We start from the raw sequence: 25,152 nt of genomic DNA, 5'->3' as shown, positions 1-25,152 counted from the left end.
ACTAAAAGCACAATTATATTTTATAGAAAGGAGCTTGAATCATTGAAAAAAATGAGTTTGCTTATATTTAGCGGAGACTACGATAAAGCACTAGCTGCCATGATCCTAGCCAATACAGCAAGAGAAATGAATATAGATGTCACATTATTTTTTGCCTTTTGGGGTCTTTTATTATTAAGAGATCCTGAAAAAATGAGCATGGAAGATAAAACAAATTTTGAAAAAATGTTTGCTGCTATGACTCCAAAGGGTCCAGAAGACCTTCCTTTATCTAAAATGAACTTTAGTGGAATAGGAAAGCAAATGCTCATTTCCATGATGAAGGATGATGATGCACCTTCTTTAACAGCCTTTTTAAAGGGTGCTATTAAAAAAGGTGTCAAATTTTATGGATGTAAACTTTCCATGGAAATTATGGGCTTTCAAAAAGAAGAGTTGCTGCCTGAACTAGAAGTGATTACTTCAAAAGAATACATAGAAGATGCACTCGGCTCAGATATTCAATTATTTATCTAATTTTACAAAATGTGATTGATTCATTGATCCCTTAACAAAAAATGAAACATATACAAAAAATGTAGTCGAACGAAAATTCTGAATTTTTTTCTTTTCTTAGAGGAATCTTTATAACTTTAAAGAAAAGATTAAGTAAGATTATGTTGCAAAAGAATGTTTCATTGGGGGTATTAAAATGAAAATTACAAAAAAAATGTATGAAGAACATCTTAATGCGTTGGGCGTTCCCAAAAAAGATAAATGTAGTCAAAATAGGAGAATAAAAAAATATGGAAGTTGGTTAAGAAGAACAAATAAAAAATCTTTTGATGTTTTTTACGAAGAATATATACAATATATTAAAACAAGCGCTGCCAAAGAAGTTCTTTTTATTTTAAAGCAAGAGAAAATCCAAGATGAATGTCAACTTCTCACTCCTAAAGAATGTCAAAAAAGAGGATATGGTGGAAATCTTCCTTTGGTTATGATTCAAAGTGATTTAGAAAGTGCGTTTATTGCAGAATTTATCAAAGAGCAAATTCCAAAGGATAAATATTTCTTAAAACCTTGTTCTTATTATATGCTTGGAATCTATCCAAATGAAAAGAAACAAAGAATGATAGGATAAAAGACAGGCAAAGCCTGTCTTATCTTTTCTCTGGAAGAATTTCGATCCAATACCCATCTGGATCATTGATAAAATATAATCCCATTTCTTTGTTTTCAAAACAGATACATCCCATTTTTTCATGATGATCATGAGCTTTTTTATAATCATCTGTAGTAAATGCCAAGTGACTCTCATTATCTCCTAGATTATAAGGTGTCGTTCTATCTCTTAGCCAAGTCAATTCAATTTTATGATGAGTTTTACTATCTCCTAAAAATACCAAAGTAAAACTTCCATCTTGTGCTTCTTTTCTTTTGGTCTCTACTAAACCTAATGCATCTTTATAAAAATCTATACTTTTTTGAAGATCAAATACATTGATATTATTATGATTAAAAGTAAATTCCATATGATACACCTTCTTTCTAATTTTCTTTCATATTGCCATTTTTCTATTTTTTTGTCAACGTCTTTTTCATCTCAATATATATAATATTTTCAAAATAGGAAATTTTTGTTTAAACCATAATCTTTTGTGGTACCATAATAAATATAGATAAAATTTTGAATCCATAATTTTATATACTTATTTTTAAAATCTATAACTTATTGCAAAGAGGAGGATTTATAATGATTAGTGAAAAATTGATGAATGCTTTAAATGATCAAATGAATTATGAGTTTTATTCTGCTCATGTATACTTAGCTATGGCAGGTTTTTGTGCTTCAGAGGATTTAGATGGGTTTTCTAACTTCTTTATCGTTCAAGCAGAAGAAGAAAGATTTCATGCCATGAAAATATTTAATTATATATCCGAAATGGGAGGACGAGTAAATATTTCTTCTTTCGAGGATCCTGAAAATGAATATGCATCTATTTTAGATGTTTTTAAAAAGGGATTGGCTCATGAAAGAATAGTAACAAAAAGAATATATGATCTTACAGATCTAGCTACTGAAGAAAGAGAACATGCTACCATAAGCTTCTTAAAATGGTTTATTGATGAACAAGTAGAAGAAGAATCAAACTTTGGCGCTCTTGTTAAAAAGTTAGAAAGAATTAGTGAAAATAGCAATGCCCTTTATATGTTAGATACAGAACTTGCCCAAAGAACCTTTGTCCCTCCAACAACACAAGAATAAGGATCTTTAAAAGATCCTTATTCTTGTTGTTTTACAGATATTTTTTTAGACAATCTTTTAGATAAGAAATAAGTAATCACGATAGCCATCAATAGTCTAATCCCTAATAATAAATATCCATTTGCACCTACGGCTACAAATACTAATGTATCTTCAAATATAGCATGACAAGTAACTAAAAAGGTAATCAAAAGAACAAGATCTACTTTTGTAAGATCTCCTTCCTTAGAACTTTGAACAATTACTCCTGCTCCATAGGATATTCCAAAAATAAGTCCTACTAAAAGAGGTACAATCGCTTCTTTGGAAATAGAAAACAATTTCGTAATAAATATAAACTTTTCTGCAATTTTGTTTAATATGTGATAATCTTTTGCCAGCTGTAAAATAACCATCAAAGGAATTACAATTACTGCAATGGTATAAACTGATTTTAAACTTCCTATAACTCCTTCTTTCAAAATCATAATCATATCCATGCACCTACCTGTCCTATAACCATTCCTACTCCTACCGCAAGTCCTGCTCGAAGTAAAATCACCTTGATCACATTGACTTTTAATTGTTTTACAACAGCTGTTTCCATAAATAAAGAATGGCAAAAAGATAGCATGACTGCTAAGGTAGTTACTTCCATAGGCGTTAGATCTATAGCCTTAATGGCACCAATAGCGGCATATATATTCAAGCAATTTCCTAAGACTAATACAATAGCTGCCTCTCCAGGCAAGTTAAATAGTTTCATCAATGGGCTAAAAATTTGAGCAATGTATTCAAGTACAGGTGTATATTTTAAAATCGTTATAAATAGATATACAGGGATAATAATTTTACCTAACATCCAAGTTGTTTCTATTCCTTTTTTAATACCCTCTTTAATAGACTCAAGCATACGCCCACTCCTTATTCTCTAAAATTCCGCATAATTAGCAGTTCTAGGGAAAGCAATCACATCTCGTATATTACTCATTCCTGTTATATACATAATGAGTCTTTCAAATCCAAGTCCAAAACCTGCGTGCTTTGTTCCTCCATATTTTCTAAGCTCTAAATACCACCAATAATCTTCTTTAGGAAGATTCATCTCATCCATTCTACTTTCTAGTATATCTATTCTTTCTTCCCTTTGACTTCCTCCTATAATTTCACCTACTCCTGGAACTAAAAGATCCATTGCTGCTACAGTTTTTTGATCATCGTTTAATCTCATATAAAACGCTTTGATCTCTTTTGGATAATTTGTTACAAAGGTAGGCTTTTTAAATATTTTCTCTGTTAAATATCTCTCATGCTCTGTTTGAAGATCACAGCCCCATTCTACATCATATTCAAACTTTTGACCTGATTCTTTTAATAATTCTACAGCTTTTGTATAAGTTACCCTTTCAAAATCAGAATGAATAATATGATTTAATCTTTCTATCAATCCTTTGTCTATAAATTGATTGAAAAAGTTCATTTCATCTGGAGCATTTTCCATTACATATTTCATAACATATTTGATCATTTCTTCTGCTAGCTCCATATCATCTCCTAAATCTGCAAATGCAATTTCAGGCTCTATCATCCAAAACTCTGCCGCATGTCTTGCTGTATTAGAATTTTCAGCTCTAAAGGTAGGTCCAAATGTATATACATTTCTAAAAGCTAATGCATAAGCTTCTGCTTCTAGCTGACCACTTACTGTAAGATTTGTTTCTTTTCCGAAGAAATCCTCTTTATAATCTACTTTTCCTTCTTCAGTTCTTGGGATATTATCAAAATCTATAGTAGATATTCTAAACATTTCTCCTGCCCCTTCACAATCACTTCCTGTGATAATAGGCGTATGGGCATATACAAATCCTTTTTCTTGAAAAAATTTATGAATTGCAAAAGCTGCAATAGAACGTACACGAAATACTGCTGAGAAGGTATTGCTTCTAAATCTTAAATGTGCAATGCTTCTTAAAAATTCTAGGCTATGTCTTTTCTTTTGAAGAGGATAATCTCCATCTGAATTTCCTTCTACTAAAATATTTGTTGCCTTAATTTCAAAAGGTTGCTTTGCATCTGGTGTAAGTACAATCTTTCCTGTTACAATAATAGATGAACTAATCGTAAGCTTTGATATTTCTGCAAAATTCTCTAACCCTTCTTCAAAAACTACTTGAATATTTTTAAAGAAAGTTCCATCATTTACTTCAATAAATCCAAACGCTTTAGATGCTCTTAATGTTCTTACCCAACCTGCAATAATCAATTCTTGATCATTAAATTTTTCATAATCTTTATAAAGATCTCTTACTAAAGTTGTTTTCATATTTTTACCTCCCTTTTCATACAAAAACCCTTCGTCTCATGAAAGGGACGAAAGGTTTTATTCGCGGTGCCACCCTAATTGCTAAATCTTAGCCAACTTGGTCATCAGTTGTAACGGCCTGATTCCGTCTAAGCCTACTTTCTCACGGATTTTGGTTAGAAACTCAGAGATGTTCTTCCATATAAGCTTTGTATCAGTCTCCCACCGTCACTGACTCGCTATGACTTTATCTTATATGTACTCTTCTCGTCCTTGTATTTATCTATATTTGTCATTATGGATATTATAATATTTAGGAAATAATCTGTCAAAACTATTTTACCCAAAACTTTTGAATCTATATGCTTTCATTCTACAATTCATCTTATTTTCCTTTTTTATATCTAGAATTTTTACATTCTTTTTATGATATATGATACAATAAATAAAAAGTTTCTTTGAGGTGATCCTATGAAAGTATCTTTAAAAGAACTAAAAGATTCCAACTTTTTTTTAAATACAATTTTTGAAAATATTACTTCTGCTATTCTTTTGGTAGATAGAAATATAGAAGTTCAACAATTTAATGAACCTTTTCAAATATTATTTAATAAAAGAGAAGATCAAATTATTGGTAATCTTTGTGGCAATGTTATAGGATGCAAATATACAATTGAAGAGAAAAAAAATTGTGGTTCTACTAGTAATTGCGATAAATGTCTTATCAGAAAATCTATTATGAAAGCATTTAAAGAAAAAACTCCTACTTTCAAAAATGTATTCAATAGACAGTTTTATATAAAAGATCAATGTATAGAAAAATATTTTCAATTTACTACAAAACATATTACTTTTAATGAAGAAGATATGGTTATCATCATTTTAGATGACATTACCCAAATAGAAATCAGTAAGAAAAAATTAGAGGAAAGAAATAAGATGATTGAATCTTATCACAAACGTTTGAAAGACGAGCTATTCCTTGCAAAAAATGTTCAACAAAATTTAATTCCTAAAAAGATACCTGAATTAGAAGGAATCTCATTAACTTCTATTTACCAACCTCTTGAAGAAATTGGTGGAGATTTGTATGATTTTATAAAAATTGATGAAGATACTATAGGGATTTTTTTAAGTGATATATCTGGTCATGGAGTTCCTGCTGCCATGGTTACAGCAATGGTAAAAGCTATTATGGAAACAGGAAAATATTTATTTAATCATCCAGCTGTACTCATGAGCTATTTGAATAAGAAATTAATGAATATTGGTACAACTATGTACTTAACAGCTCTTTATGGAATTTATAACATAAAAACTCATGAATTTACTTATATAAGATGTGGCCACCCCTATCCTATATTAATCCGAAACCATGAATATATAGAATTAAAAACAGGTGGAAGTACTGTTTTAGGTGTATTTGAAAATATCAACTTTGAAAGTAAAACTATTCACCTTAAGCCAAAGGATAAACTTATTTTTTATACAGATGGATTAACTGAATCTATAGACCATTCTCCATCTCATACAACCACTTTAAAAGAATTTATATTAAAATATCAAAATGAAAATATTGCCTCTCTTATTCATCATATATATGAAGATATCTCTGAATATAAAAAAATTAAAGATTTTGAAGATGATATATGTATTTTAGGAATGGAGGTAAAAATTTAAGGAGCTGAACATCAGCTCCTTTCTATTTTTACTATAAATAAAATATATATAAATAGATAGTAGAAATAATAATAGATAAGATCATTAAAGGAAATGCTACTTTCATATAATGTATAAAAGAAATCTTATGATTGTGTTTTTCTAATATTCCTGCTACTACTACATTAGCAGACGCTCCAATCATGGTTCCATTTCCTCCTAAACAAGCTCCTAATGCTAATGCCCACCATAAAGGAAGAATGTTAAAAGTAGATAAAGCACCTATACTTTTGATAAGTGGAATCATAGTTGCTACAAAAGGAATATTATCTAAGAATGAAGATGCTAAAGCAGAAACCCATAATATTAAAAGTGCTGTAAAAACTAGATTTCCTTTTGTTAAATCTACCATACCATGGGCAATCCAATCAATTACTCCTACATTCTCTAAAGCTGCTACTAATATAAATAAAAATGCAAAGAAAAATATAGTAATCCACTCTATTTCATGTAAAATCTCTTCAGGATCTATATTACTAATAAGTAATAGTATTGCTGCTCCTGACAATGCTACCGTTGCAGTTTCTAATCCTATAAACTGATGAATGGCAAATCCAATAATAGTACACATTAAGACAGTCATGGATTTTTTTAATAATTTAATATCTGTTAAAGCTAATTTTTCATCCATCTTCATTATTTTTTTCTTTAATCTTTCTTCTACATGAAGGCTAGACTTATATCTTCTTTTTAATAAAAATAATGTACTAATAAATATAATGAAGACAACAGGAAATAAATTCAATAAAAAGTCCATAAATCCTAATCCCGTTTCACTTCCAATCATAATATTAGGAGGGTCCCCAATTAAAGTAGCTGTTCCTCCTATATTAGCTGAAAGAATCTGAGCAAACATAAATGGAATAGGATCAATTTCTAATGCTTCTGTCATAACTAAAGTAATAGGAGCAATCAGTAAAACAGTAGTTACATTGTCTAATAAAGCAGAAGAAACTGCTGTAATAATAGATAAAATAAGTAATATTTTCCAAGGATCTCCTTTCGCAAGTTTTGCTGATCGAATAGCTATATACTGAAAAACCCCTGTTCTTTTTGTAATATTTACAATAATCATCATTCCAATTAGCAAAGAAATTGTATCAAAATCAATAGATGAAAAAGCAAATTTTAAATCAATCACATGAAATAATACAAGTAAAATAACTCCAAAAAAAGAAATCGTCATACGATTAATTTTTTCTGATATAATCACTGCATAAGTTAGTATAAAAATGGATACGGTTAAAAATAATGTCAACATCATCCCCTCCTCTTTAAATTATAACAATGAATACATTGTATGCTTTTCTCTACAAATAATAAAATGTAATATCTTGACTTTAATTATGCTTTTTATTAATTTCTGCTCATTATGGTCAAATAAATGTATAACTCTTACAACATCTTTCATTTCCTCTGCTTTTATTCTGTTTTCTATTAAAATCTTCTACTTTTTATTGTTTACTGAAAAGTCAAAAAAATGAATTGCTCTATGCAATTCATTTTTTTGACTTTATTCATATGAATTTGTACATATTCTATATATGATCTGGTTCTTTTTCAAAATATACTCGTTTACTTTGATCCTTTGTCTCTTTGATCAATCTTTTTAATTCTTCAATTTTTGCATCAAATTTTTTGGTTTGTACGCCTGCTACATTATAGTATAAATACAATTCTTCAAAATTTTGAGCAATTTCACTAAGTGTTTGATTGATCTCTATGAATTTATCAAATTTTTTACTTCTCTTTGCATTTTTCATTTGTAATATATCATGTTTAATAATATTTACAACATCTTCATGGGAAGAATATGTACCTAAATTAATAGGATATGGAGCTCTTCGCTGAATAAAATAATCTCCTTTTTCATTAACATGATAAACATATTTTAACTTTGTATCTTCAATATCCATTTGTACAAAATACATAATCCCTTGAATAACCTCAACCTGTGCTCCTAATTGTTGAAGCTTAATCTGATGAATATTTCCCTCTACATTTATGAACTTTCGGTTCATATTCATTCATCTCCTTTTAATCATCGAAATATTCTCCTTACTTGTATGATAATACAGTTTTTCTAAAAGTACAATTACAAAAATTGGGTATTCCTATGTATTTACATATTTACCTATGGTTGAAACCTACTTATATAAATGTCTCTAATATATATATGTAGCAAAAAAAAATTTTATTATTTTTTCTATATATACTATTTTGATTCACATAAAAAATTCCTTTCTAATCATCATAATGATCACTAGGAAGGAATTTTTATAGTCCTTATTCTGCACTAACTCCATAACAAGCACAAAGTGCCACCAATCCATCTTTAAAACCTGATCCTATAGCATTAAATTTCCATTCTCCATTATGTCTATACATTTCTCCTACTACTACTGCTGTCTCCATACTATACTCTTCTGATAAATCATATCTTAAAAATTCTTTTCCTGTATTTTTATCTGCTAAGCGGACAAAAGCATTGTCAACCATTCCAAAATTTTGTCCCCTTTCTTTTCCTTCATAAATGGTAATGGCAAAAATTATTTTATGAATATCAAGAGGAATCCCTGCTAAATCTACTAAAATTATCTCATCGTCTCCTGAACCCTGCCCTGTTCGATTGTCTCCTCCAAAAGAAACTGAGAGACCTTGTGGATTAGGATTCCCATAAAATACAAAATCTTTTTCATCTCTTACTTTTCCATCTTCCTTTACAGCAAAAGTAAATACATCTAGATCAAAATCTTTTCCATCAAATTTGTTTACATCCCATCCTAATCCCACATGAATTTTAGATAAACTTCCAGCTACTCCTGCATCTTGCGCTGCTTTCTTTAAAGATACTTTTTGTCCCTTTTTTAAAGATACTACATTACTTCCTGTAAGTCCTCCTAAGCTGTTTAATCCTTCTTCTTGTGGATTGGGATTTATATTTCCTCCTAACCCTGAAATTCCACTAAGCCCCATATTATTTCCTCCTTTATCTATTTCCAAAGAAGTTTCCTAAAGTATTCATCATATTTTGTCCACTCTCTACAGAATTTTCAAATGCACTAGATTGACTTCCGATAGGTCCTCCTCTATCAATCCCCACATCTAATCCTGCTTTTCTTTCTGAAGGCTGCAATACAACAGTTTGTCCTCCTTGAGAAAATTCAAACATATAGGATTCTCCTGAAGTTTGTCCAATAAATGTCTTCCAATTAATATCTGTTTTTAAATTAGGATCTGATCCTGTCCAACATATAATCGCATCAGGATCTACCCTGCATGGAGTTTGAAGTACAATGGCATTGCCCTCTGTAATAATGGCTACATAGCCTACTTCTGAAGATCGATTCTCAAAATTTGTTGTAAACATTCCCTTTTGTGATAAAACTCCTGCTCCTATGAATCGAACTCCATAAGTTAGATTTCCCGAAAATGCTAATATATTTTCTGCTTCTACACCTATTTTTTCTCCAGACTGAAGAGGTACAATGGTTACATTCTTTCCTTGAAAAGCTAATACACACATACCATTTCCTGTTACTTTCATAATTTCCATATTCTCGCCTGTTAGTCTTCTAGAAATATTATTCATAATTCCTCTTGCAATTCCTGCTCCTGCATTAGGATCTAAAAGAACCTTCTCATATTTGAAGCTTCCTTGATCTGCTACCATAGCTCCTTTTTTTGCAAAGAAAAATCCATTTCCTTGTGCTACACAAGAATAGGAAGGCGTTTGTTTTGTGGCTCCTGTTAAGTGTTCATAGGTTGACATTTGAAAGGTCATATACTTGCCTCCTTATTTTTTTATTTATTATATCACTTTTCTTTTTAGTTATAAACAAAGAAGTGCTTAAAAGCACTTCTCCGACTAAAGACAAACTATATTTTAGCAAAGTCATAAAATTCGCAAACTCATGGCGCCAACGAAATCTTTTCATTTCATTCAAGATTTCCGTTGCTTAGAAATAAGAAACAATTATTGAAAATTTAGTGATGTTTTTTATGACTTTATCTATAAACTCAGAATTTCTTAAAAGCACTTCTATCTAATTGGACAAATGCCCCCTTCACAACTTTCATTGCCTAAATCTATCTCTATTTCTTCTTTTTCATATTTTCTAATTAAAGAAGGTACAAAAGGTTTCATTTCTTTCACTCTTTTGTTATAATCTTTTTCATCTATGGCTTCATAAGGGAGCAGCTTATAAAAATTATCATCTAAAGATAAAAACGAAAGAGCGACTACCTCATGCCAATGATCCCAAACCCATTGTTCTACTTCTTCCCATTCATGTTCTCTTACATGAACCGTAATAGAACAATTATGATCTACATAATATTTCATAAACATTCTATAATTCTCTAATTGCTCAATTGCAGAAACATCATATTTGGTTTTTCCGAAAGGGGCTTTTACAGGAAATTCTACTACCTTTGTAGCACAAGTATCCCACTCTTGCCCTACTTCAGGGAATACAGGATATCCTAATTCTTCACATACCTTTACCAATGGATCATCTGCACTAATACGAATCCTTCTTATATAATATGGAGAGTGAGAATAATGAACTCCACTAGATACAGTAGGAAGTTGACTGAGTGTTCCTTCAGGTTTTACTGTAGTTACTAAAAGAGGCTTATTTTGTCCAATTTCTTTTGCGTATTTTTCTACTTCTTCATGAGCCGCATCTCTTAGAACTTTCAATACTTCTTCTTGATTTTCTTTCATCATCTCTGTCATATTGACCATGTCTTGCCATCCTGTTAACGAACATCCTACAAGTTTGTCCCTTTGTTGTACATCATTCCATTTAGGGAGTTCTAACTCTACACATGTCATTCTATATCCAGCTCTTACAGAAAGTCTCTGAGCCTCTACTAAACCTTCTACATCTAAGGTGTGATCTTCTTTTATAAAAGCATATACATTAATGGTTGTAAGATTACAAAGACCTTTTGAATCTAGTAATATTTCTCCACAAGGATTTACTCCATTCATATCTGGTCTTCTCTTGGAGGCTGCTTCTGCATTGACCCATCCTGGTTCTCCTGAATATCTCATTTTTTCAATCTGCCAATGCAATTTTTCTCTTGTAGGCTTAGCTGTATAATAAATAGAATTATTACTCATTTGTCTATGAATAATTTCTTGATCTACCCTCCATTGTCCATTAATTTTTTTATATAAATTAGATTTTGCTTCAATGGATTCATAATCATTTGGATCAATTAAAATCATCTCTGCAGTACGTCTAACTCCTCCAACTACCACATTTTCTCCTATAATATTAGCAATATCCAAACAGTCAATAGGCTTTAATTTCACTCTTTTATGAGCATATTCTATTCTATTTCTTTTTAAAACTTTATCTATTTTTACAAACATATTTTTAAGGCTAGAATGACCACTAGCAGTTCCTCCAAAAGTTTTGAGTTTTTCCCCTTTTGGTCTTACATGATCATAATCTACAATCACAGTTTTTACATTTCTATATTCATTGCTATAAATTAATTTGAGAAAGAAATCTAAAGCTTGAGTCCACCCTTCTTTGCTATCTCCTACTGTAATTTTGACAGTATGATTGTGAAAGAATTCTAAGCTTGTACAATCTTCTCTCTCTAAAATAGGAGTAGGTGTATAATCCTTGTGAATCATTTCATAATCTATACGAACCTTTGGAAGAGTTTTTATATCTTCTTTTAATACTCTAACTCCTACGCCAGATCCAATCATAAGAAGATAAAAAAGATCTTTAAAACTCTCAAAGGAATCTATTATAAGAAATGCACAATTATAGTTTGCCATGGGATAATTTCTTGCCACAGGAGTATCTCCTACCCAAAAAGTTCTTCCTGACAAAAATTGTCTTAAATTATAGACATTGTCATATAATTTTTCTGCTTCTTCCTTAGAAGTAGGAACAAGACCACAATTGTATTCAACAGCACGTCTTACTGTCTCCCACCAATATTCTCTTCTTTTTTGTTCTGGAAGCCATCTAGAATAAGTTCTATAATATACAAAATTACCAAGATGCCCCATGGGAGAAGATCTATGCTTGTATTGACTTATAAATTCATCTGTTAACAATCCAATTTTTTTTATTTTTTTTATCTTTCTAAGCTTGTTATGTTCTTCTCGATAAATTATGTATGTTTTTGCAACATCTTTTCGATTGCTAGACATTAAAAGTTCTTCTACCATATCTTGTATTTCTTCTACATGTATGGGATGTTTCTGTTTTTTAATTTTTTCATATATTAAATTAGCAATTTCTTTACTTAAATTTGAATCTACTCCTATTTTTGTTTCCGACATGGCTCTTTCAATAGCATTTATAATCTTTTTTAAGTCAAATGAAACCATCTTTTTATTTCTTTTAATAACTTCCAATATAAAATTCCCCTTTCATAAAAAATCCCTTTATTTCTAATTGTAGTAAAGTTATAAAAATTAGGAGCATTTATTGAAAATTTAGTGACGTTTTTTAAGCAACGGAAATCTTGAATGAAATGAAAAAATTTCGTTGGCGCCATGAGCTTGCGAATTTTATAACTTTATTTACATGCTCGCTATATATTCTCTATATAGAATATAGATTAACATATTACACATTATTTAGTATATGTATTCTTTCGAAGTACTATATATTGTAGCAGCTAAATGTTATATTGTCAAAAAAATAGATGGCTCAAAGCCATCTATTTTTTTGATATATCTAATATTTCTTTTATAGTTTCGTTTATATACTCGCCTTTTCTATATTTTCTTTTAGCAACAATAATTTCCACCTGTTTTCCTTTTTGTTCTATTTCTTTAATCATTTGAGGTTGTTCCACAAAAGTACCTAATACATTAAATTCATCATCCATAATAAGAAAAGTAGGAATTTTAGATTTTCCATTGACTTTATAATCTTCCATATAATCTTCATTTCCCTCTCTTGACACAATAGAAATATTAAAATTTGAATTATGATCTGCTATCGTTTGTACTGCAGGTACATTAATCATACAATCAGGACACCATATTTCTGCAAATACTAAAATATGAACTAGATGATGAATAGATCCTATTCCTTCTAAAATTTCTTCCTCTATTTTAATGTGATTATATATTTCTAGTGTTTTTTCCCTATAAGTATCTTTGTCTTGATTCACAAAGTCTATGAAAGAAATTCCCTTTTGGAAAAGTTCTCGTATATCCATTAGATCTCCCCCTTATTTCGTTCATCCATATGAAAACAACAGCTTCTCTAAAAAGTTTTAAAAATATAGTAAGGTTTAATTTATATATATGTAAAAAATTGTTTTTTAGAATTGTTAATCCTAACACCACCAAATTTTTCATTGCTTACAATAAAAAAAAATTATCTAGCAACGACCTACTCTCCCAGGGCGCTACCGCCCAAGTACCATCAGCGCTGAAGGGCTTAACTTCTGTGTTCGATATGGGAACAGGTATAACTCCTTCGCTATTGTCACTAGATAATCTATTTTTTATTATGTCTATTCTATATACCTTTTTAAAAACAGTAGTATAACTCATAAATATATACTTTCAAAATTAAACAATGCAAAATCTGGTCAAGTCCTCGACCGATTAGTACCTATCAGCTAAAGACATTGCTGCCCTTACACCCTAGGCCTATCAACCAGATGGTCTATCTGGGGTCTTACCTTAAAAAGTGGGAAATCTCATCTTGAGGGAGGCTTCGCGCTTAGATGCCTTCAGCGCTTATCCCGTCCATACATAGCTACTCAGCCGTGCCGCTGGCGCGACAACTGATACACCAGAGGTATGTCCATCCCGGTCCTCTCGTACTAAGGACAGCTCCTCTCAAATTTCCTGCGCCCACAGCGGATAGGGACCGAACTGTCTCACGACGTTCTGAACCCAGCTCGCGTGCCTCTTTAATGGGCGAACAGCCCAACCCTTGGGACCTACTTCAGCCCCAGGATGAGACGAGCCGACATCGAGGTGCCAAACCTCCCCGTCGATGTGGACTCTTGGGGGAGATAAGCCTGTTATCCCCGGGGTAGCTTTTATCCGTTGAGCGATGGCCCTTCCACTCGGAACCACCGGATCACTAAGCCCGACTTTCGTCCTTGCTCGACCTGTATGTCTCGCAATCAAGCTCCCTTGTGCCTTTACACTCTACGCGCGATTTCCGACCGCGCTGAGGGAACCTTTGGGCGCCTCCGTTACTTTTTGGGAGGCGACCGCCCCAGTCAAACTGCCCACCTGACAATGTCCCAAGACAGGGTAACTGTCTATGGTTAGAACTTCAGTATTACAAGAGTGGTATCCCAACGTCGACTCCACACAGACTGGCGTCCATGTATCCAAGTCTCCCACCTATCCTGTACATGCAATACCGAAATCCAATGTCAGGCTACAGTAAAGCTCCACGGGGTCTTTCCGTCCTGCTGCGGGTAACCAGCATCTTCACTGGTACTACAATTTCACCGAGTCTATTGTTGAGACAGTGCCCAAATCGTTACGCCTTTCGTGCGGGTCGGAACTTACCCGACAAGGAATTTCGCTACCTTAGGACCGTTATAGTTACGGCCGCCGTTTACTGGGGCTTAAGTTCAGTGCTTCACTTACGTTAACACGTCCCCTTAACCTTCCAGCACCGGGCAGGCGTCAGCCCCTATACATCGTCTTTCGACTTAGCAGAGACCTGTGTTTTTGCTAAACAGTCGCTTGGGCCTATTCTCTGCGGCCACCTCGGGCTTTAACACCCTAACGTGGCACCCCTTCTCCCGAAGTTACGGGGTCATTTTGCCGAGTTCCTTAACAATAGTTCTCTCGCTCGCCTTAGGATTCTCTCCTCACCTACCTGTGTCGGTTTGCGGTACGGGCACCTAGGATCTCGCTAGAGGCTTTTCTTGACAGTGTGGAATCAGTAAGTTCGCTACTTAAATTTCGCTCCCCATCACCTTTTAGGATTGTCTATACGGATTTGCCTATATAGACTCCCTACGGGCTTAGACGCACACAACCAACANTGGTGGGCCTTTCCAGACCTCTTCGACTACAAATTCTTTGCTCTTAACGAGTATATCCTCAACCCCTAAAAGATAACTTTTAGGTTTGGGCTAATCCCCTTTCGCTCGCCGCTACTTAGGGAATCGAGTTTTCTTTCTCTTCCTCAGGGTACTTAGATGTTTCAGTTCCCCTGGTATGTCTCCTCACTACCTATGTATTCAGCAGTGGGTACCTAAGTATTACCCTAGGTAGGTTTCCCCATTCGGAAATCCACGGATCAAAGCCTGCTTGCGGCTACCCGTGGCTTATCGCAGCTTACCACGTCCTTCATCGACTCCTGGTGCCAAGGCATTCGCCCTATGCTCTTAATAACTTGACCAGAAATTGTATTTCTTTTCATTTGCATTGTTCAATTTTCAAGGTACATAAACGTACATCGCCAACGAAATTGTTCATATTATTCACAATTTCCGTTGCTCAAAGTACATTGGTGGGCTTGGGAGGACTCGAACCTCCGACCTCACGCTTATCAGGCGTGCGCTCTAACCACCTGAGCTACAAGCCCATGGAGAGTTAACCTCTCAAAACTAGACAGCACAGAAAGACTTGCTCCTTAGAAAGGAGGTGATCCAGCCGCACCTTCCGATACGGCTACCTTGTTACGACTTCACCCTAGTTATTGATTTCACCTTCGGCAGCTTCTTCCTTGCGGTTAGATCGCTGACTTCGGGTGCCCCCAACTCCCATGGTGTGACGGGCGGTGTGTACAAGACCCGGGAACGCATTCACCGCGACATTCTGATCCGCGATTACTAGCAACTCCAGCTTCATGTGGGCGAGTTGCAGCCCACAATCCGAACTGAGACTGGCTTTTAAGATTGGCTCCAGATTACTCTTTCGCTACCCGTTGTACCAGCCATTGTAGCACGTGTGTAGCCCAGAACATAAGGGGCATGATGATTTGACGTCATCCCCACCTTCCTCCGAGTTATCCTCGGCGGTCTCTTTAGAGTGCCCACCCAAAGTGCTGGCAACTAAAGACAAGGGTTGCGCTCGTTGCGGGACTTAACCCAACATCTCACGACACGAGCTGACGACAACCATGCACCACCTGTCTCTCTGTCCCCGAAGGGATTTCCCCGATTAAGGGTAATGCAGAGGATGTCAAGTCCTGGTAAGGTTCTTCGCGTTGCTTCGAATTAAACCACATGCTCCGCTGCTTGTGCGGGTCCCCGTCAATTCCTTTGAGTTTCAGTCTTGCGACCGTACTCCCCAGGCGGAGTGCTTATTGCGTTAACTGCGGCACCGAGGGGGGTAACCCCCGACACCTAGCACTCATCGTTTACGGCGTGGACTACCAGGGTATCTAATCCTGTTCGCTACCCACGCTTTCGTGCCTCAGCGTCAGTTACAGTCCAGAGAGCCGCCTTCGCCACTGGTGTTCCTCCTAATATCTACGCATTTCACCGCTACACTAGGAATTCCGCTCTCCTCTCCTGCACTCAAGTCAATAAGTTTCCAAGGCTTACTACGGTTAAGCCGTAGCCTTTCACCCCAGACTTTACTGACCGCCTACGCACCCTTTACGCCCAGTGATTCCGGATAACGCTCGCCCCCTACGTATTACCGCGGCTGCTGGCACGTAGTTAGCCGGGGCTTCCTCCTAAGGTACCGTCATTATTCTTCCCTTAGGACAGAGTTTTACGACCCGAAGGCCTTCATCACTCACGCGGCGTTGCTGCATCAGGCTTGCGCCCATTGTGCAATATTCCCCACTGCTGCCTCCCGTAGGAGTTTGGACCGTGTCTCAGTTCCAATGTGGCCGATCACCCTCTCAGGTCGGCTACTGATCGTCGCCTTGGTAAGCCGTTACCTTACCAACTAGCTAATCAGACGCGGGCCCATCCTATACCGATAAATCTTTGACTCCTATATGATGCCATACTAGAGTTTTATGAGGTATTAATCCCGGTTTCCCGAGGCTATCCCTCTGTATAGGGCAGGTTGCCCACGCGTTACTCACCCGTCCGCCGCTAACTCCTTTTTATTCCACCCGAAGGCTTCCTAAAAATTTGTTCGCTCGACTTGCATGTGTTAGGCACGCCGCCAGCGTTCATCCTGAGCCAGGATCAAACTCTCATAAAAAATCTTCGAGGTTTGTGCTTCTTGCTCAAAATATCATTTTGGCATTTTGCATGTTTTTGCTTGTCATTTCTTGTGCTGTTTAGTTTTCAAAGGTCAATCTCTAACAAGTGACATGTACTAATATATCATAATATAATATGTCATGTCAATTATTTTTTGTTAGGTAATCGTTTCCAAAACTGTACATTTCCTAACAACAATACATACTATAGCATATATATCAATCCTATGCAACTATATTTTTTGCCTACATTTATCATTATATGCGTTTTTTTTTAATATATTCTTATTTTCTTTCATTTACTAAAAATTTTATCTAAAAATCAAAGCATAGAGGTAAGCCCCTATGCTCCATACTATTTACAAGTTTTTATTTTAGCAAAGTCATAAAGATGAGGAACATTTATTAAAAATTTAGTGACGAATTTTATGACTTTGTCTAAAAATCATAGCACAGGGGCAATCCCCTATGATTTACTTTTCAATAGGCTTCATTGTTGGAAATAAAATTACATCTCTAATGGTTGGAGAATCCGTAAGAAGCATCACTAATCTATCGATACCAATTCCAATTCCTCCTGTTGGTGGAAGTCCTACTTCAAGAGCATTTAGGAAATCCTCATCCATCATAGCAACTTCATCTTCTCCCAATTCTTTCTTTCTTATTTGATCTTCAAATCTACCCCTTTGGTCCATAGCATCATTTAATTCTGAGAATGCATTTGCAATTTCCCAAGTGTTTGCAAACGCCTCAAATCTATGAGTATATCCTGGATTTTGTGGATCTCTCTTTGCAAAAGGTGAAATTTCAACTGGATGATGCGTAACAAAAGTAGGTTGCATCAATGTTTTTTCACAAAATTCTTCAAAGAATAGGTTAATAATTTCTCCTTTTGTAGTTTCTTTTTCTATTTCAATTCCTTTTTCTTTAGCAATTTTTTTTGCTTCTTCATCTGTACTTACTTCTTCAAAATTAATACCTGTTGTTTCTGTAACTAAATCTACCATTCTTATTCTTCTCCATGGAGGAGTAAAATCTATTTCCTGTCCTTGATACATTAGTTTGGTTTGTCCAGCTGCAGCCATTGCCATTTCTGATACTACTTCTTCGCACATTTTCATCATGACTTCATAGTCTGCATATGCCATATACCATTCAATAGTTGTAAATTCTGGATTATGTCTTTGAGACATTCCTTCGTTTCTAAATAGTCTTCCTATTTCATATACTCGATCTATTCCGCCTACCACTAATCTTTTCAAATGTAGTTCTGTAGCTATTCTCATATACATGTCTATATCTAAAGTATTATGATGGGTAACAAAAGGTCTAGCAGTAGCACCTGATGCCACAGAATCTAATATAGGAGTTTCTACTTCTAAAAAGTCACGATCATCTAGATATTTTCTTAATGCTTTTATAGCTTTTGTTCTAGCTATGAAAGTTTCTTTTACTTGAGGATTTACAATTAAATCTACATATCTTTGTCTATATCTTAATTCTTTGTCTTTCAAACCATGCCATTTTTCTGGAAGAGGTTGTAATGATTTAGAAAGAAGCTCTATATTTTGAGCTTTTATAGAGATTTCTCCTCTCTTCGTTCTAAACACGTTTCCTTTTACCCCTATAATATCTCCAATATCATATGTAAGAACAATTTCATACTCTTCGTCACCTAATGCATCTTTTCGAACATAAGATTGAATTCTTCCTTGTTTATCTTGTATATCCAAAAAAGAAGCCTTTCCCATAGTTCTTTTTGCCATAATTCTTCCAGCAATAGATACTTCCTGCCCTTCCATATTGTCAAAATCATCTTTTATATCTTGGCTAAATGCAGTTTGTTCATATTTTTCCACTTGGAATGGGTTTCTACCCATCTCTTGAAGTTTTTTAAGTTTATCTCTTCTAACTTGTAATACTTCGCTAAGACTCATTTCTTCACTCATCTTTTGTACACCTCCAAAATTACCTGCTAATTTCTAATATTTCATATTTTATAATTCCATCTGGAACTTGTACATCTACAACTTCTCCTACTTTTTTTCCTAATAATCCTCTTCCTACAGGAGATTCATTAGAGATTTTCAATTCATAAGGATCTGCTTCTGCAGAACCTACAATAGTATATTCCATTTCTTCATTATATTCTAAATCTTTCACTTTTACAGTAGTTCCAATTCCTACTACATCTAAAGATATATCTTCTTCATCAATAACTTTTGCTTTTCTTAAAGTCGCTTCAAGCTTTGCAATTCTTTCTTCTACTTGTGCTTGTTCATTTTTCGCTTCATCATATTCTGAATTTTCACTTATATCTCCAAAAGCAATCGCTTCTTTTATTCTTTCTGCTACTTCTTTTCTTCTAACAGTTTTTAGATTCTCTAATTCCTCTTCTAGTTTTTCTAATCCTTGACGAGTTAATATAATCTCCTTATCAGCCATCCACTTTCTCTCCTTTTCCCTTTTATAAAATGCTTGTTAATCATTATATGTTTTCATCATAATTTTATTCGTATTATATCCATCTTATATACTGCATACAATTTTCAAAATATTTGATTCTTTTCATCACTATATGCGAAATATTATAATGTACATAGTATTCATTGTCAAGCTATGCCCTGAATATTTTGAAATCTACTTATACACAATAGTCTAAAAGTTTTTGCAACATCTGTTCCATATCTTCTTTCCTTTGAATCCCATTTAAGCTTCCACGAATAATACTAGAATTTCTAACTCCTTTTAAATACCATCCTATATGTTTTCTCATTTCTCGAACTGCCACATATTCTCCTTTATATTCAATCAATAAATAAAAATGCTTCATCATCATATTTACTTTTTCTTCTATAGTAGGTTCTGATAAGATTTCTCCTGTATTGATATAATGAGCTATTCTTTTAAAAATCCATGGATTACCTTGGGCTCCTCTTGCAATCATAATACCATCACAATTTGTCATTTCCTTCATTTTTAGTGCATCTTCTATCGTAAACACATCTCCATTTCCTATTACTGGGATAGACACTGAATTTTTTACTTCTTTAATAATATTCCAATCAGCTTTACCTGTATAAAATTGTTCTCGTGTCCTTCCATGTACAGCAATAGCTTTTGCTCCATTTTCTTCTATTCTTTTTGCCATCTCTACTGCATTTACATGATCGTCATCCCAACCCTTTCTGATTTTTACAGTAACAGGTTTTTCTGTGTTCTTCACTACTGCACCTACAATTTCTCCTGCAAGCTTAGGGTCCTTCATCAGAGCTGATCCATCTCCATTTTTTACAATCTTAGGAGTAGGACATCCCATATTAATATCTAATATGGCATGATCATGATCATTTAACTTTTGAGCAGCTTTGGCCATAAAATAAGGATCTGATCCAAATATTTGAAGAGCTACAGGTTTTTCTTTTTCATGAATTTCAATAAGCTTTTCAGTCTTTTGATCATTATAAAAAAGTCCTTTTGCACTAATCATCTCTGTATAAACAAGTCCTACTTCTTGCTCTTTGCAAAGAAGCCTAAAGGATAAGTCTGTTACTCCTGCCATGGGTCCTAAAGATAAATTGTTTTTGAGTACTACATCTCCTATTTTCATTTTTTCACCCCTGTTTCTTATCTATAACCAATATAATTTCTTTTTATGTAATAAATTAGGGTCACTCTTAGAAACAATCTAATCATGACCCTAATTCTTATTTTATTCCTTGTTTCTTTTATAAATAATTCTAAGTCCCTCAAGGGTAAGAAGCTTATCAATATGATCTATAGTCTCTGATTCAGTCATAATAAGACTTGCAAGACCTCCCGTTGCGATTACTTTTGTTTTTTCATTTTCTAATTCTTTTTTCATTCTACGAACAATATAATCTACAAGCCCTACATATCCATAAACCATTCCTGATTGCATACTGCTTACAGTATTTTTACATATTACCTTTCCAGGCTTTACAAGTTCTACTCTAGGTAATTTGGCTGCATGCTCAAACAATGCCTCACTAGAAATTTTTATTCCTGGTGCGATGGTTCCTCCTAAATATTCTCCCTTTTCTGATATGGCACAAAAGGTCGTAGCTGTTCCAAAATCTACTATTACTAAAGGTCCTCCATATTTTTCATATGCTGCAACTGCATTGACAATTCGGTCTGCTCCTACTTGTTTTGGGTTGTCATATCTTATGTTCATTCCTGTTTTGATGCCAGGACCGATCACCATTGCTTTTTTATTACAGTATTTTGAAGCTGCATGTTCAAGTGTATACATAATAGGCGGTACAACAGATGAAATAATTACATCTTCTACATCTTTTAGTTTGAGTCCCTCATATTCAAATAATTGATGAATCAAAATTCCATATTCATCTGAGCTTTTCGCCTTATCTGTAGCAAATCTCCAATAATTTAGTAGTTTTTCTCCTTTATATGCTCCTAGAACAATATTGGTATTCCCGACATCGAATGCTAATAACATATTTTTGATCAACCTTTCTCCCTTGGTTCTTTATCATGTTAAAATCTGTTTTTTTCTTTTTATATGTTATCATTTGAGTATTTATTTTGCAACAAAAAAGTATAAATCTACCTTATTTCATTATAACCTCTTTATTCATCTTCATACATAATCTGTAATCCCTCTTACAGATACTTCTCCTGATAAAACCGTCTCCATTTCTCCTGTATTCTTTCTAATCATCAACTGTCCATCATGGGTAAGATCTATAGCATAAGCTATGATCTCTTCATGTTGACTTTTGATCTTTACTTCTTTTCCTAAAGTCACTGAATAGTTTTTACATAAATCTATACTTTTTTTTATATTTTTGTTTTGAATAAAATCTAAATACAAATCTTCAAAGGCATATAAAACTTCTTTTACAATTTCCTTTCTAGATACCTCTTTTCCTATAAATTCTCTTATAGAAGTAGCTTTATTTTGGATTTCTTTTGGGAATTCTTCATTTGTCATATTCACATTCATTCCAATTCCAACAATCATATAATTCATGGAATTTAATTCAGCGCTCATTTCTGTTAAAATCCCACATACTTTTTTGTTGTGGATAATAATATCATTTGGCCATTTTATCCCCACAAACCCATGAGTAATGTTCATAAGTCCTTTTGCCACAGCTGCAGCTGCAATTTGTGTTACCTTCGAAGCTTCCATAGGATCTATGGAAGGTCTTAAAATAATAGACATCCATATTCCTTTTTTCTTTGGGGATACCCAGCTTCTACCTAACCTTCCTCTTCCTACAGTTTGTTCTTCTGCAATGACGATAGTCCCTTCCTCTGCTCCCTCACTAGCCATTTTCTTTGCAATGGTATTGGTAGAGTCTACTTCTTCAAAATGAAATACTTTTTTTCCAATTAATTTATTTTTTATTTCTATTTCTAAAATATCTCCATCTAAAATATCAGGTTCTTTTACAAGTCTATATCCTTTTCTTGATATAGATTCTATCTCGTATCCATCTTCTTTTAATCCTTTGATTTGTTTCCACACTGCTGTTCTTGTTACTCCTATTTGATGACTTAATTCCTCTCCTGATATAAATTGATCTTGATTATTTTTTAAAGCACTTAGAATTTGCTTTTTCATAAGTCTATCTCTCCTTCATATAATCCTATCTATATGGTACACAAAAAACTTCTATTATGCTATAAATTTCTTATCTAAATAAAAAACAGGCAGAACCATCTGCCTGTTTTTTAACCGAACAATGAAAGCATAATCCCTGCCGCAACAGCGGAACCTATAACCCCTGCTACATTTGGTCCCATAGCATGCATCAATAAAAAGTTAGAAGGATTTTCCTTTTGTCCTACTACTTGTGAAACTCTAGCCGCCATTGGTACTGCTGAAACTCCAGCTGAACCAATCAGTGGATTGATTTTTCCACCAGATAATTTATTCATAATCTTTGCAATAATCACTCCTGCTGCTGTACCTACTGCAAAGGCTGCTACTCCTAATAAAATTATTTTTAAAGTTTCCTCTGTTAAAAAATTCTTTGCACTTGCAGTAGCTCCTACAGAAAGTCCTAAAAATATAGTTACAATATTAATCAAAGCATTTTGTGCTGTATCTGCTAACCTTCCTGTTAACCCACTTTCTCTAAATAAATTTCCAAGCATGAGCATTCCAATTAAGGTTGCTGCTGGAGGAAGCATTAAAGATACTACCAATGTAACCATAATAGGAAATAAAATCTTTTCCGTTTTTGATACATTTCTTAGTTGATCCATCTTAATCATACGCTCTTCTTTTGTAGTTAAAAGCTTCATAATAGGAGGCTGAATGATAGGTACAAGTGCCATATAAGAATAAGCTGCCACAGCAATAGCTCCTAATAAATGGGGTGCTAATTTAGATGCCAAAAAAATGGCTGTAGGTCCATCTGCTCCTCCTATAATCCCTATAGATGCTGCCTCTTTTCCTGTAAATCCTAATATAATAGCTCCAATAAAAGTTGTAAATATTCCAAACTGAGCTGCCGCTCCTAAAAGTAGAGATTTTGGATTTGCAATAAGAGGTCCAAAATCAGTCATGGCACCTACTCCCATAAAAATAATCGGTGGAAAAATTCCTAGTTCATCTCCCTGGAAAAAATACCATAGGAGTCCTCCTGGAGATCCATGAAGTCCATGAGGCTTCATCAAATCTGCAAATGGTAAATTTGCTAAAAACATACCAAAAGCTATAGGTATCAAAAGGAGAGGTTCAAACCCTTTCTTAATTGCCAGATATAATAATACAAAAGAAATGGCAATCATAAGAATACTCCCTGGTTGTTCATACAGTCCTCTAAATCCTGTATCATGCAGGAACTTTATGATGGTATCTCCCATATTTATATCTCCTTTCCTATGTATTTAAGAAATTGAGAATTATCCTAATACAACCAAAACATCTCCTGCATTTACAGAAGCTCCCTTTGTTGTATGAATAGAAACTACCTTTCCTGCTAAAGGCGCCATAATTTCATTCTCCATCTTCATAGCCTCTAAAATTAAAAGTACCTGTCCGTTATCTACTGTATCTCCTTCTTTTACTTTAATGTCTAAAATAGTTCCTGGCATTGGAGCTGTAACTGTATTTCCTCCAACTGGAGCTTTTGCTGCCTTTTGTGGTTGTGGCTTTGGCGCTGCCTTTGGTACTGGGGCTTGTGATCTTTGTACTACAGGTCTTTGTGCCGGAGTTGATGTTACGCCTCCAAGTTCTTCTACTTCCACTTCATAGCTATTTCCATTTACTGTAATATTAAATTTTTTCATTTTTCTAATCCTCCTATCTTTTTTATATCCTTCATACATCCTAATGAAGTACTCTGCGATTCATTTGTTCCATCCTTCCCGCTCTACCCCAAGCCGGTGTAGGATCTGCTACTCTCTTAATATTTTTTACAACAATATTGTGAGTAGAAGTTTTCATACTCGCAGCAATTGCCGCAGTAATAACTGCAATCAATTCTTCTTCGTTCGTCTCATTATTTATTTTTTGTTCTTGTTGTACAAATACTTCTTCTTTTCTTTCTTTTCCTTTGTTTTGAAGAGCTTTAGACATAAAAACAATCAACCCCCATAAAATACTTAACGCTATAATTGTTACACTCATTCCTAGAATCATCACATATATGGAAGCTAATAATTTATCTCCCATAGACAAACTATGAATTAAATTTTCATCAGAAAATTTTTCCAATAAAGTAAGTTTATCCATATTTTCACCTCTCTTTTAAGAGTATCAC

Annotated in this window: 22 protein-coding genes, 1 tRNA gene, 2 rRNA genes and 2 other annotated features; of the genes, 4 read left to right on the top strand and 21 right to left on the bottom strand. The window is 34.0% G+C overall.

Features of this window, described 5'->3' with window-relative positions:
- Positions 1 to 51: 51 nt before the first annotated feature.
- Entirely contained in the window at positions 52 to 516 is a 465-nt protein-coding gene (locus BN2409_RS05190) for a DsrE/DsrF/DrsH-like family protein (protein ID WP_053956211.1), read from the top strand.
- Positions 517 to 691: 175 nt separating this feature from the next.
- Positions 692 to 1,123: a C-type lectin-like domain-containing protein gene (locus BN2409_RS05185; protein ID WP_053955591.1), complete on the top strand. Its 432-nt coding sequence runs from the start codon at positions 692 to 694 to the stop codon at positions 1,121 to 1,123.
- 19 nt (positions 1,124 to 1,142) lie between these two features.
- On the opposite strand, the gene BN2409_RS05180 is transcribed toward BN2409_RS05185, so the two are convergent.
- Positions 1,143 to 1,514 (bottom strand): VOC family protein, encoded by a 372-nt coding sequence (locus tag BN2409_RS05180; RefSeq protein ID WP_053955590.1) that lies wholly within the window; start codon positions 1,512 to 1,514, stop codon positions 1,143 to 1,145.
- Between the two features lie 221 nt (positions 1,515 to 1,735).
- Here BN2409_RS05180 and BN2409_RS05175 point away from each other — a divergent pair, with 221 nt between their 5' ends.
- Positions 1,736 to 2,248: a ferritin gene (locus BN2409_RS05175; protein ID WP_053955589.1), complete on the top strand. Its 513-nt coding sequence runs from the start codon at positions 1,736 to 1,738 to the stop codon at positions 2,246 to 2,248.
- Between the two features lie 17 nt (positions 2,249 to 2,265).
- On the opposite strand, the gene BN2409_RS05170 is transcribed toward BN2409_RS05175, so the two are convergent.
- Genes BN2409_RS05170 through asnS form a run of 3 tightly spaced genes read right to left on the bottom strand, consistent with a single transcriptional unit; the run spans position 2,266 to position 4,550 of the window.
- Positions 2,266 to 2,721: a nucleoside recognition domain-containing protein gene (locus BN2409_RS05170; RefSeq protein WP_110943031.1), complete on the bottom strand. Its 456-nt coding sequence runs from the start codon at positions 2,719 to 2,721 to the stop codon at positions 2,266 to 2,268.
- The gene (locus BN2409_RS05165) at positions 2,718 to 3,140 is read right to left on the bottom strand and encodes a nucleoside recognition domain-containing protein (RefSeq protein ID WP_053955587.1); all 423 of its coding nucleotides are present in this window, start codon (positions 3,138 to 3,140) and stop codon (positions 2,718 to 2,720) included. Before BN2409_RS05165 ends, BN2409_RS05170 begins: the two co-directional genes overlap by 4 nt.
- Before the next feature lie 18 nt (positions 3,141 to 3,158).
- Positions 3,159 to 4,550: an asparagine--tRNA ligase gene (gene asnS, locus BN2409_RS05160; protein ID WP_053955586.1), complete on the bottom strand. Its 1,392-nt coding sequence runs from the start codon at positions 4,548 to 4,550 to the stop codon at positions 3,159 to 3,161.
- A 40-nt stretch (positions 4,551 to 4,590) separates the two neighbouring features.
- Positions 4,591 to 4,812: a binding site (T-box leader), on the bottom strand.
- A 188-nt stretch (positions 4,813 to 5,000) separates the two neighbouring features.
- On the opposite strand from asnS, the gene BN2409_RS05155 reads away from it, so the two are divergent.
- Positions 5,001 to 6,209, top strand: coding sequence for a SpoIIE family protein phosphatase (locus tag BN2409_RS05155; RefSeq protein WP_053955585.1), 1,209 nt, complete (start codon positions 5,001 to 5,003; stop codon positions 6,207 to 6,209).
- A 31-nt stretch (positions 6,210 to 6,240) separates the two neighbouring features.
- On the opposite strand, the gene BN2409_RS05150 is transcribed toward BN2409_RS05155, so the two are convergent.
- The 17 genes from BN2409_RS05150 to BN2409_RS05065 form a co-directional block, all read right to left on the bottom strand.
- Positions 6,241 to 7,509: an ArsB/NhaD family transporter gene (locus tag BN2409_RS05150; protein WP_330375380.1), complete on the bottom strand. Its 1,269-nt coding sequence runs from the start codon at positions 7,507 to 7,509 to the stop codon at positions 6,241 to 6,243.
- A gap of 277 nt (positions 7,510 to 7,786) precedes the next feature.
- Positions 7,787 to 8,269, bottom strand: a complete 483-nt coding sequence (locus tag BN2409_RS05145; protein ID WP_053955583.1) for a hypothetical protein — start codon at positions 8,267 to 8,269, stop codon at positions 7,787 to 7,789.
- A 265-nt stretch (positions 8,270 to 8,534) separates the two neighbouring features.
- The gene (locus BN2409_RS05140; RefSeq protein WP_110942963.1) at positions 8,535 to 9,224 is read right to left on the bottom strand and encodes a TerD family protein; all 690 of its coding nucleotides are present in this window, start codon (positions 9,222 to 9,224) and stop codon (positions 8,535 to 8,537) included.
- A 13-nt stretch (positions 9,225 to 9,237) separates the two neighbouring features.
- On the bottom strand, positions 9,238 to 10,032 hold the full coding sequence (locus BN2409_RS05135; RefSeq protein ID WP_242847911.1) for an AIM24 family protein: 795 nt from the start codon (positions 10,030 to 10,032) through the stop codon (positions 9,238 to 9,240).
- 258 nt (positions 10,033 to 10,290) lie between these two features.
- Complete coding sequence (nrdJ, locus tag BN2409_RS05130) at positions 10,291 to 12,642, bottom strand: ribonucleoside-triphosphate reductase, adenosylcobalamin-dependent (RefSeq protein WP_330375379.1); 2,352 nt, start codon at positions 12,640 to 12,642, stop codon at positions 10,291 to 10,293.
- A gap of 308 nt (positions 12,643 to 12,950) precedes the next feature.
- A complete protein-coding gene (locus BN2409_RS05125) occupies positions 12,951 to 13,457 on the bottom strand; it encodes a thioredoxin family protein (protein ID WP_053955582.1) in 507 nt (168 codons plus the stop codon).
- Between the two features lie 163 nt (positions 13,458 to 13,620).
- Positions 13,621 to 13,737: ribosomal RNA gene (gene rrf / locus BN2409_RS05120) — 5S ribosomal RNA — on the bottom strand.
- A 94-nt stretch (positions 13,738 to 13,831) separates the two neighbouring features.
- Positions 13,832 to 15,622, bottom strand: a sequence feature (23S ribosomal RNA rRNA prediction is too short).
- Positions 15,623 to 15,731: 109 nt separating this feature from the next.
- Positions 15,732 to 15,808, bottom strand: a tRNA-Ile gene (locus BN2409_RS05110).
- Positions 15,809 to 15,860: 52 nt separating this feature from the next.
- Positions 15,861 to 17,388: ribosomal RNA gene (locus BN2409_RS05105) — 16S ribosomal RNA — on the bottom strand.
- A gap of 474 nt (positions 17,389 to 17,862) precedes the next feature.
- Positions 17,863 to 19,338 carry a lysine--tRNA ligase gene (lysS, locus tag BN2409_RS05100; RefSeq protein WP_053955581.1) on the bottom strand — a complete coding sequence of 492 codons (1,476 nt, stop codon included), beginning with the start codon at positions 19,336 to 19,338 and terminating at the stop codon, positions 17,863 to 17,865.
- 19 nt (positions 19,339 to 19,357) lie between these two features.
- On the bottom strand, positions 19,358 to 19,834 hold the full coding sequence (gene greA / locus BN2409_RS05095) for a transcription elongation factor GreA (RefSeq protein WP_053955580.1): 477 nt from the start codon (positions 19,832 to 19,834) through the stop codon (positions 19,358 to 19,360).
- Positions 19,835 to 20,033: 199 nt separating this feature from the next.
- Positions 20,034 to 20,999, bottom strand: coding sequence for a tRNA dihydrouridine synthase DusB (dusB, locus tag BN2409_RS05090; protein ID WP_053955579.1), 966 nt, complete (start codon positions 20,997 to 20,999; stop codon positions 20,034 to 20,036).
- A 102-nt stretch (positions 21,000 to 21,101) separates the two neighbouring features.
- Positions 21,102 to 21,872 carry a type III pantothenate kinase gene (locus BN2409_RS05085; protein WP_053956208.1) on the bottom strand — a complete coding sequence of 257 codons (771 nt, stop codon included), beginning with the start codon at positions 21,870 to 21,872 and terminating at the stop codon, positions 21,102 to 21,104.
- Between the two features lie 141 nt (positions 21,873 to 22,013).
- Positions 22,014 to 23,003, bottom strand: a complete 990-nt coding sequence (locus tag BN2409_RS05080; protein ID WP_053955578.1) for a biotin--[acetyl-CoA-carboxylase] ligase — start codon at positions 23,001 to 23,003, stop codon at positions 22,014 to 22,016.
- Between the two features lie 110 nt (positions 23,004 to 23,113).
- Positions 23,114 to 24,253: a sodium ion-translocating decarboxylase subunit beta gene (locus BN2409_RS05075; RefSeq protein WP_110942961.1), complete on the bottom strand. Its 1,140-nt coding sequence runs from the start codon at positions 24,251 to 24,253 to the stop codon at positions 23,114 to 23,116.
- Between the two features lie 39 nt (positions 24,254 to 24,292).
- Positions 24,293 to 24,679, bottom strand: a complete 387-nt coding sequence (locus BN2409_RS05070; protein ID WP_053955577.1) for a biotin/lipoyl-containing protein — start codon at positions 24,677 to 24,679, stop codon at positions 24,293 to 24,295.
- A 40-nt stretch (positions 24,680 to 24,719) separates the two neighbouring features.
- Positions 24,720 to 25,124 (bottom strand): OadG family protein, encoded by a 405-nt coding sequence (locus BN2409_RS05065; protein ID WP_053955576.1) that lies wholly within the window; start codon positions 25,122 to 25,124, stop codon positions 24,720 to 24,722.
- Positions 25,125 to 25,152 lie beyond the last annotated feature (28 nt).

The sequence above is a fragment of the Inediibacterium massiliense genome (assembly GCF_001282725.1).
GTDB classification, from domain to species: domain Bacteria; phylum Bacillota; class Clostridia; order Peptostreptococcales; family Thermotaleaceae; genus Anaerophilus; species Anaerophilus massiliensis.
The sequence above is the reverse complement of the archived record's forward strand: the minus strand, read 5'-3'. Positions and strand labels throughout refer to the sequence as shown.

Coding starts and splice junctions, on each gene's coding strand:
- BN2409_RS05190 (WP_053956211.1), top strand. CDS start 52: ATGAGTTTGCTTATATTTAGCGGAGACTACGATAAAGCACTAGCTGCC.
- BN2409_RS05185 (WP_053955591.1), top strand. CDS start 692: ATGAAAATTACAAAAAAAATGTATGAAGAACATCTTAATGCGTTGGGC.
- BN2409_RS05180 (WP_053955590.1), bottom strand. CDS start 1,514: ATGGAATTTACTTTTAATCATAATAATATCAATGTATTTGATCTTCAA.
- BN2409_RS05175 (WP_053955589.1), top strand. CDS start 1,736: ATGATTAGTGAAAAATTGATGAATGCTTTAAATGATCAAATGAATTAT.
- BN2409_RS05170 (WP_110943031.1), bottom strand. CDS start 2,721: ATGATTATGATTTTGAAAGAAGGAGTTATAGGAAGTTTAAAATCAGTT.
- BN2409_RS05165 (WP_053955587.1), bottom strand. CDS start 3,140: ATGCTTGAGTCTATTAAAGAGGGTATTAAAAAAGGAATAGAAACAACT.
- asnS (WP_053955586.1), bottom strand. CDS start 4,550: ATGAAAACAACTTTAGTAAGAGATCTTTATAAAGATTATGAAAAATTT.
- BN2409_RS05155 (WP_053955585.1), top strand. CDS start 5,001: ATGAAAGTATCTTTAAAAGAACTAAAAGATTCCAACTTTTTTTTAAAT.
- BN2409_RS05150 (WP_330375380.1), bottom strand. CDS start 7,509: ATGTTGACATTATTTTTAACCGTATCCATTTTTATACTAACTTATGCA.
- BN2409_RS05145 (WP_053955583.1), bottom strand. CDS start 8,269: ATGAACCGAAAGTTCATAAATGTAGAGGGAAATATTCATCAGATTAAG.
- BN2409_RS05140 (WP_110942963.1), bottom strand. CDS start 9,224: ATGGGGCTTAGTGGAATTTCAGGGTTAGGAGGAAATATAAATCCCAAT.
- BN2409_RS05135 (WP_242847911.1), bottom strand. CDS start 10,032: ATGACCTTTCAAATGTCAACCTATGAACACTTAACAGGAGCCACAAAA.
- BN2409_RS05125 (WP_053955582.1), bottom strand. CDS start 13,457: ATGGATATACGAGAACTTTTCCAAAAGGGAATTTCTTTCATAGACTTT.
- lysS (WP_053955581.1), bottom strand. CDS start 19,338: ATGAGTGAAGAAATGAGTCTTAGCGAAGTATTACAAGTTAGAAGAGAT.
- greA (WP_053955580.1), bottom strand. CDS start 19,834: ATGGCTGATAAGGAGATTATATTAACTCGTCAAGGATTAGAAAAACTA.
- dusB (WP_053955579.1), bottom strand. CDS start 20,999: ATGAAAATAGGAGATGTAGTACTCAAAAACAATTTATCTTTAGGACCC.
- BN2409_RS05085 (WP_053956208.1), bottom strand. CDS start 21,872: ATGTTATTAGCATTCGATGTCGGGAATACCAATATTGTTCTAGGAGCA.
- BN2409_RS05080 (WP_053955578.1), bottom strand. CDS start 23,003: ATGAAAAAGCAAATTCTAAGTGCTTTAAAAAATAATCAAGATCAATTT.
- BN2409_RS05075 (WP_110942961.1), bottom strand. CDS start 24,253: ATGGGAGATACCATCATAAAGTTCCTGCATGATACAGGATTTAGAGGA.
- BN2409_RS05070 (WP_053955577.1), bottom strand. CDS start 24,679: ATGAAAAAATTTAATATTACAGTAAATGGAAATAGCTATGAAGTGGAA.
- BN2409_RS05065 (WP_053955576.1), bottom strand. CDS start 25,124: ATGGATAAACTTACTTTATTGGAAAAATTTTCTGATGAAAATTTAATT.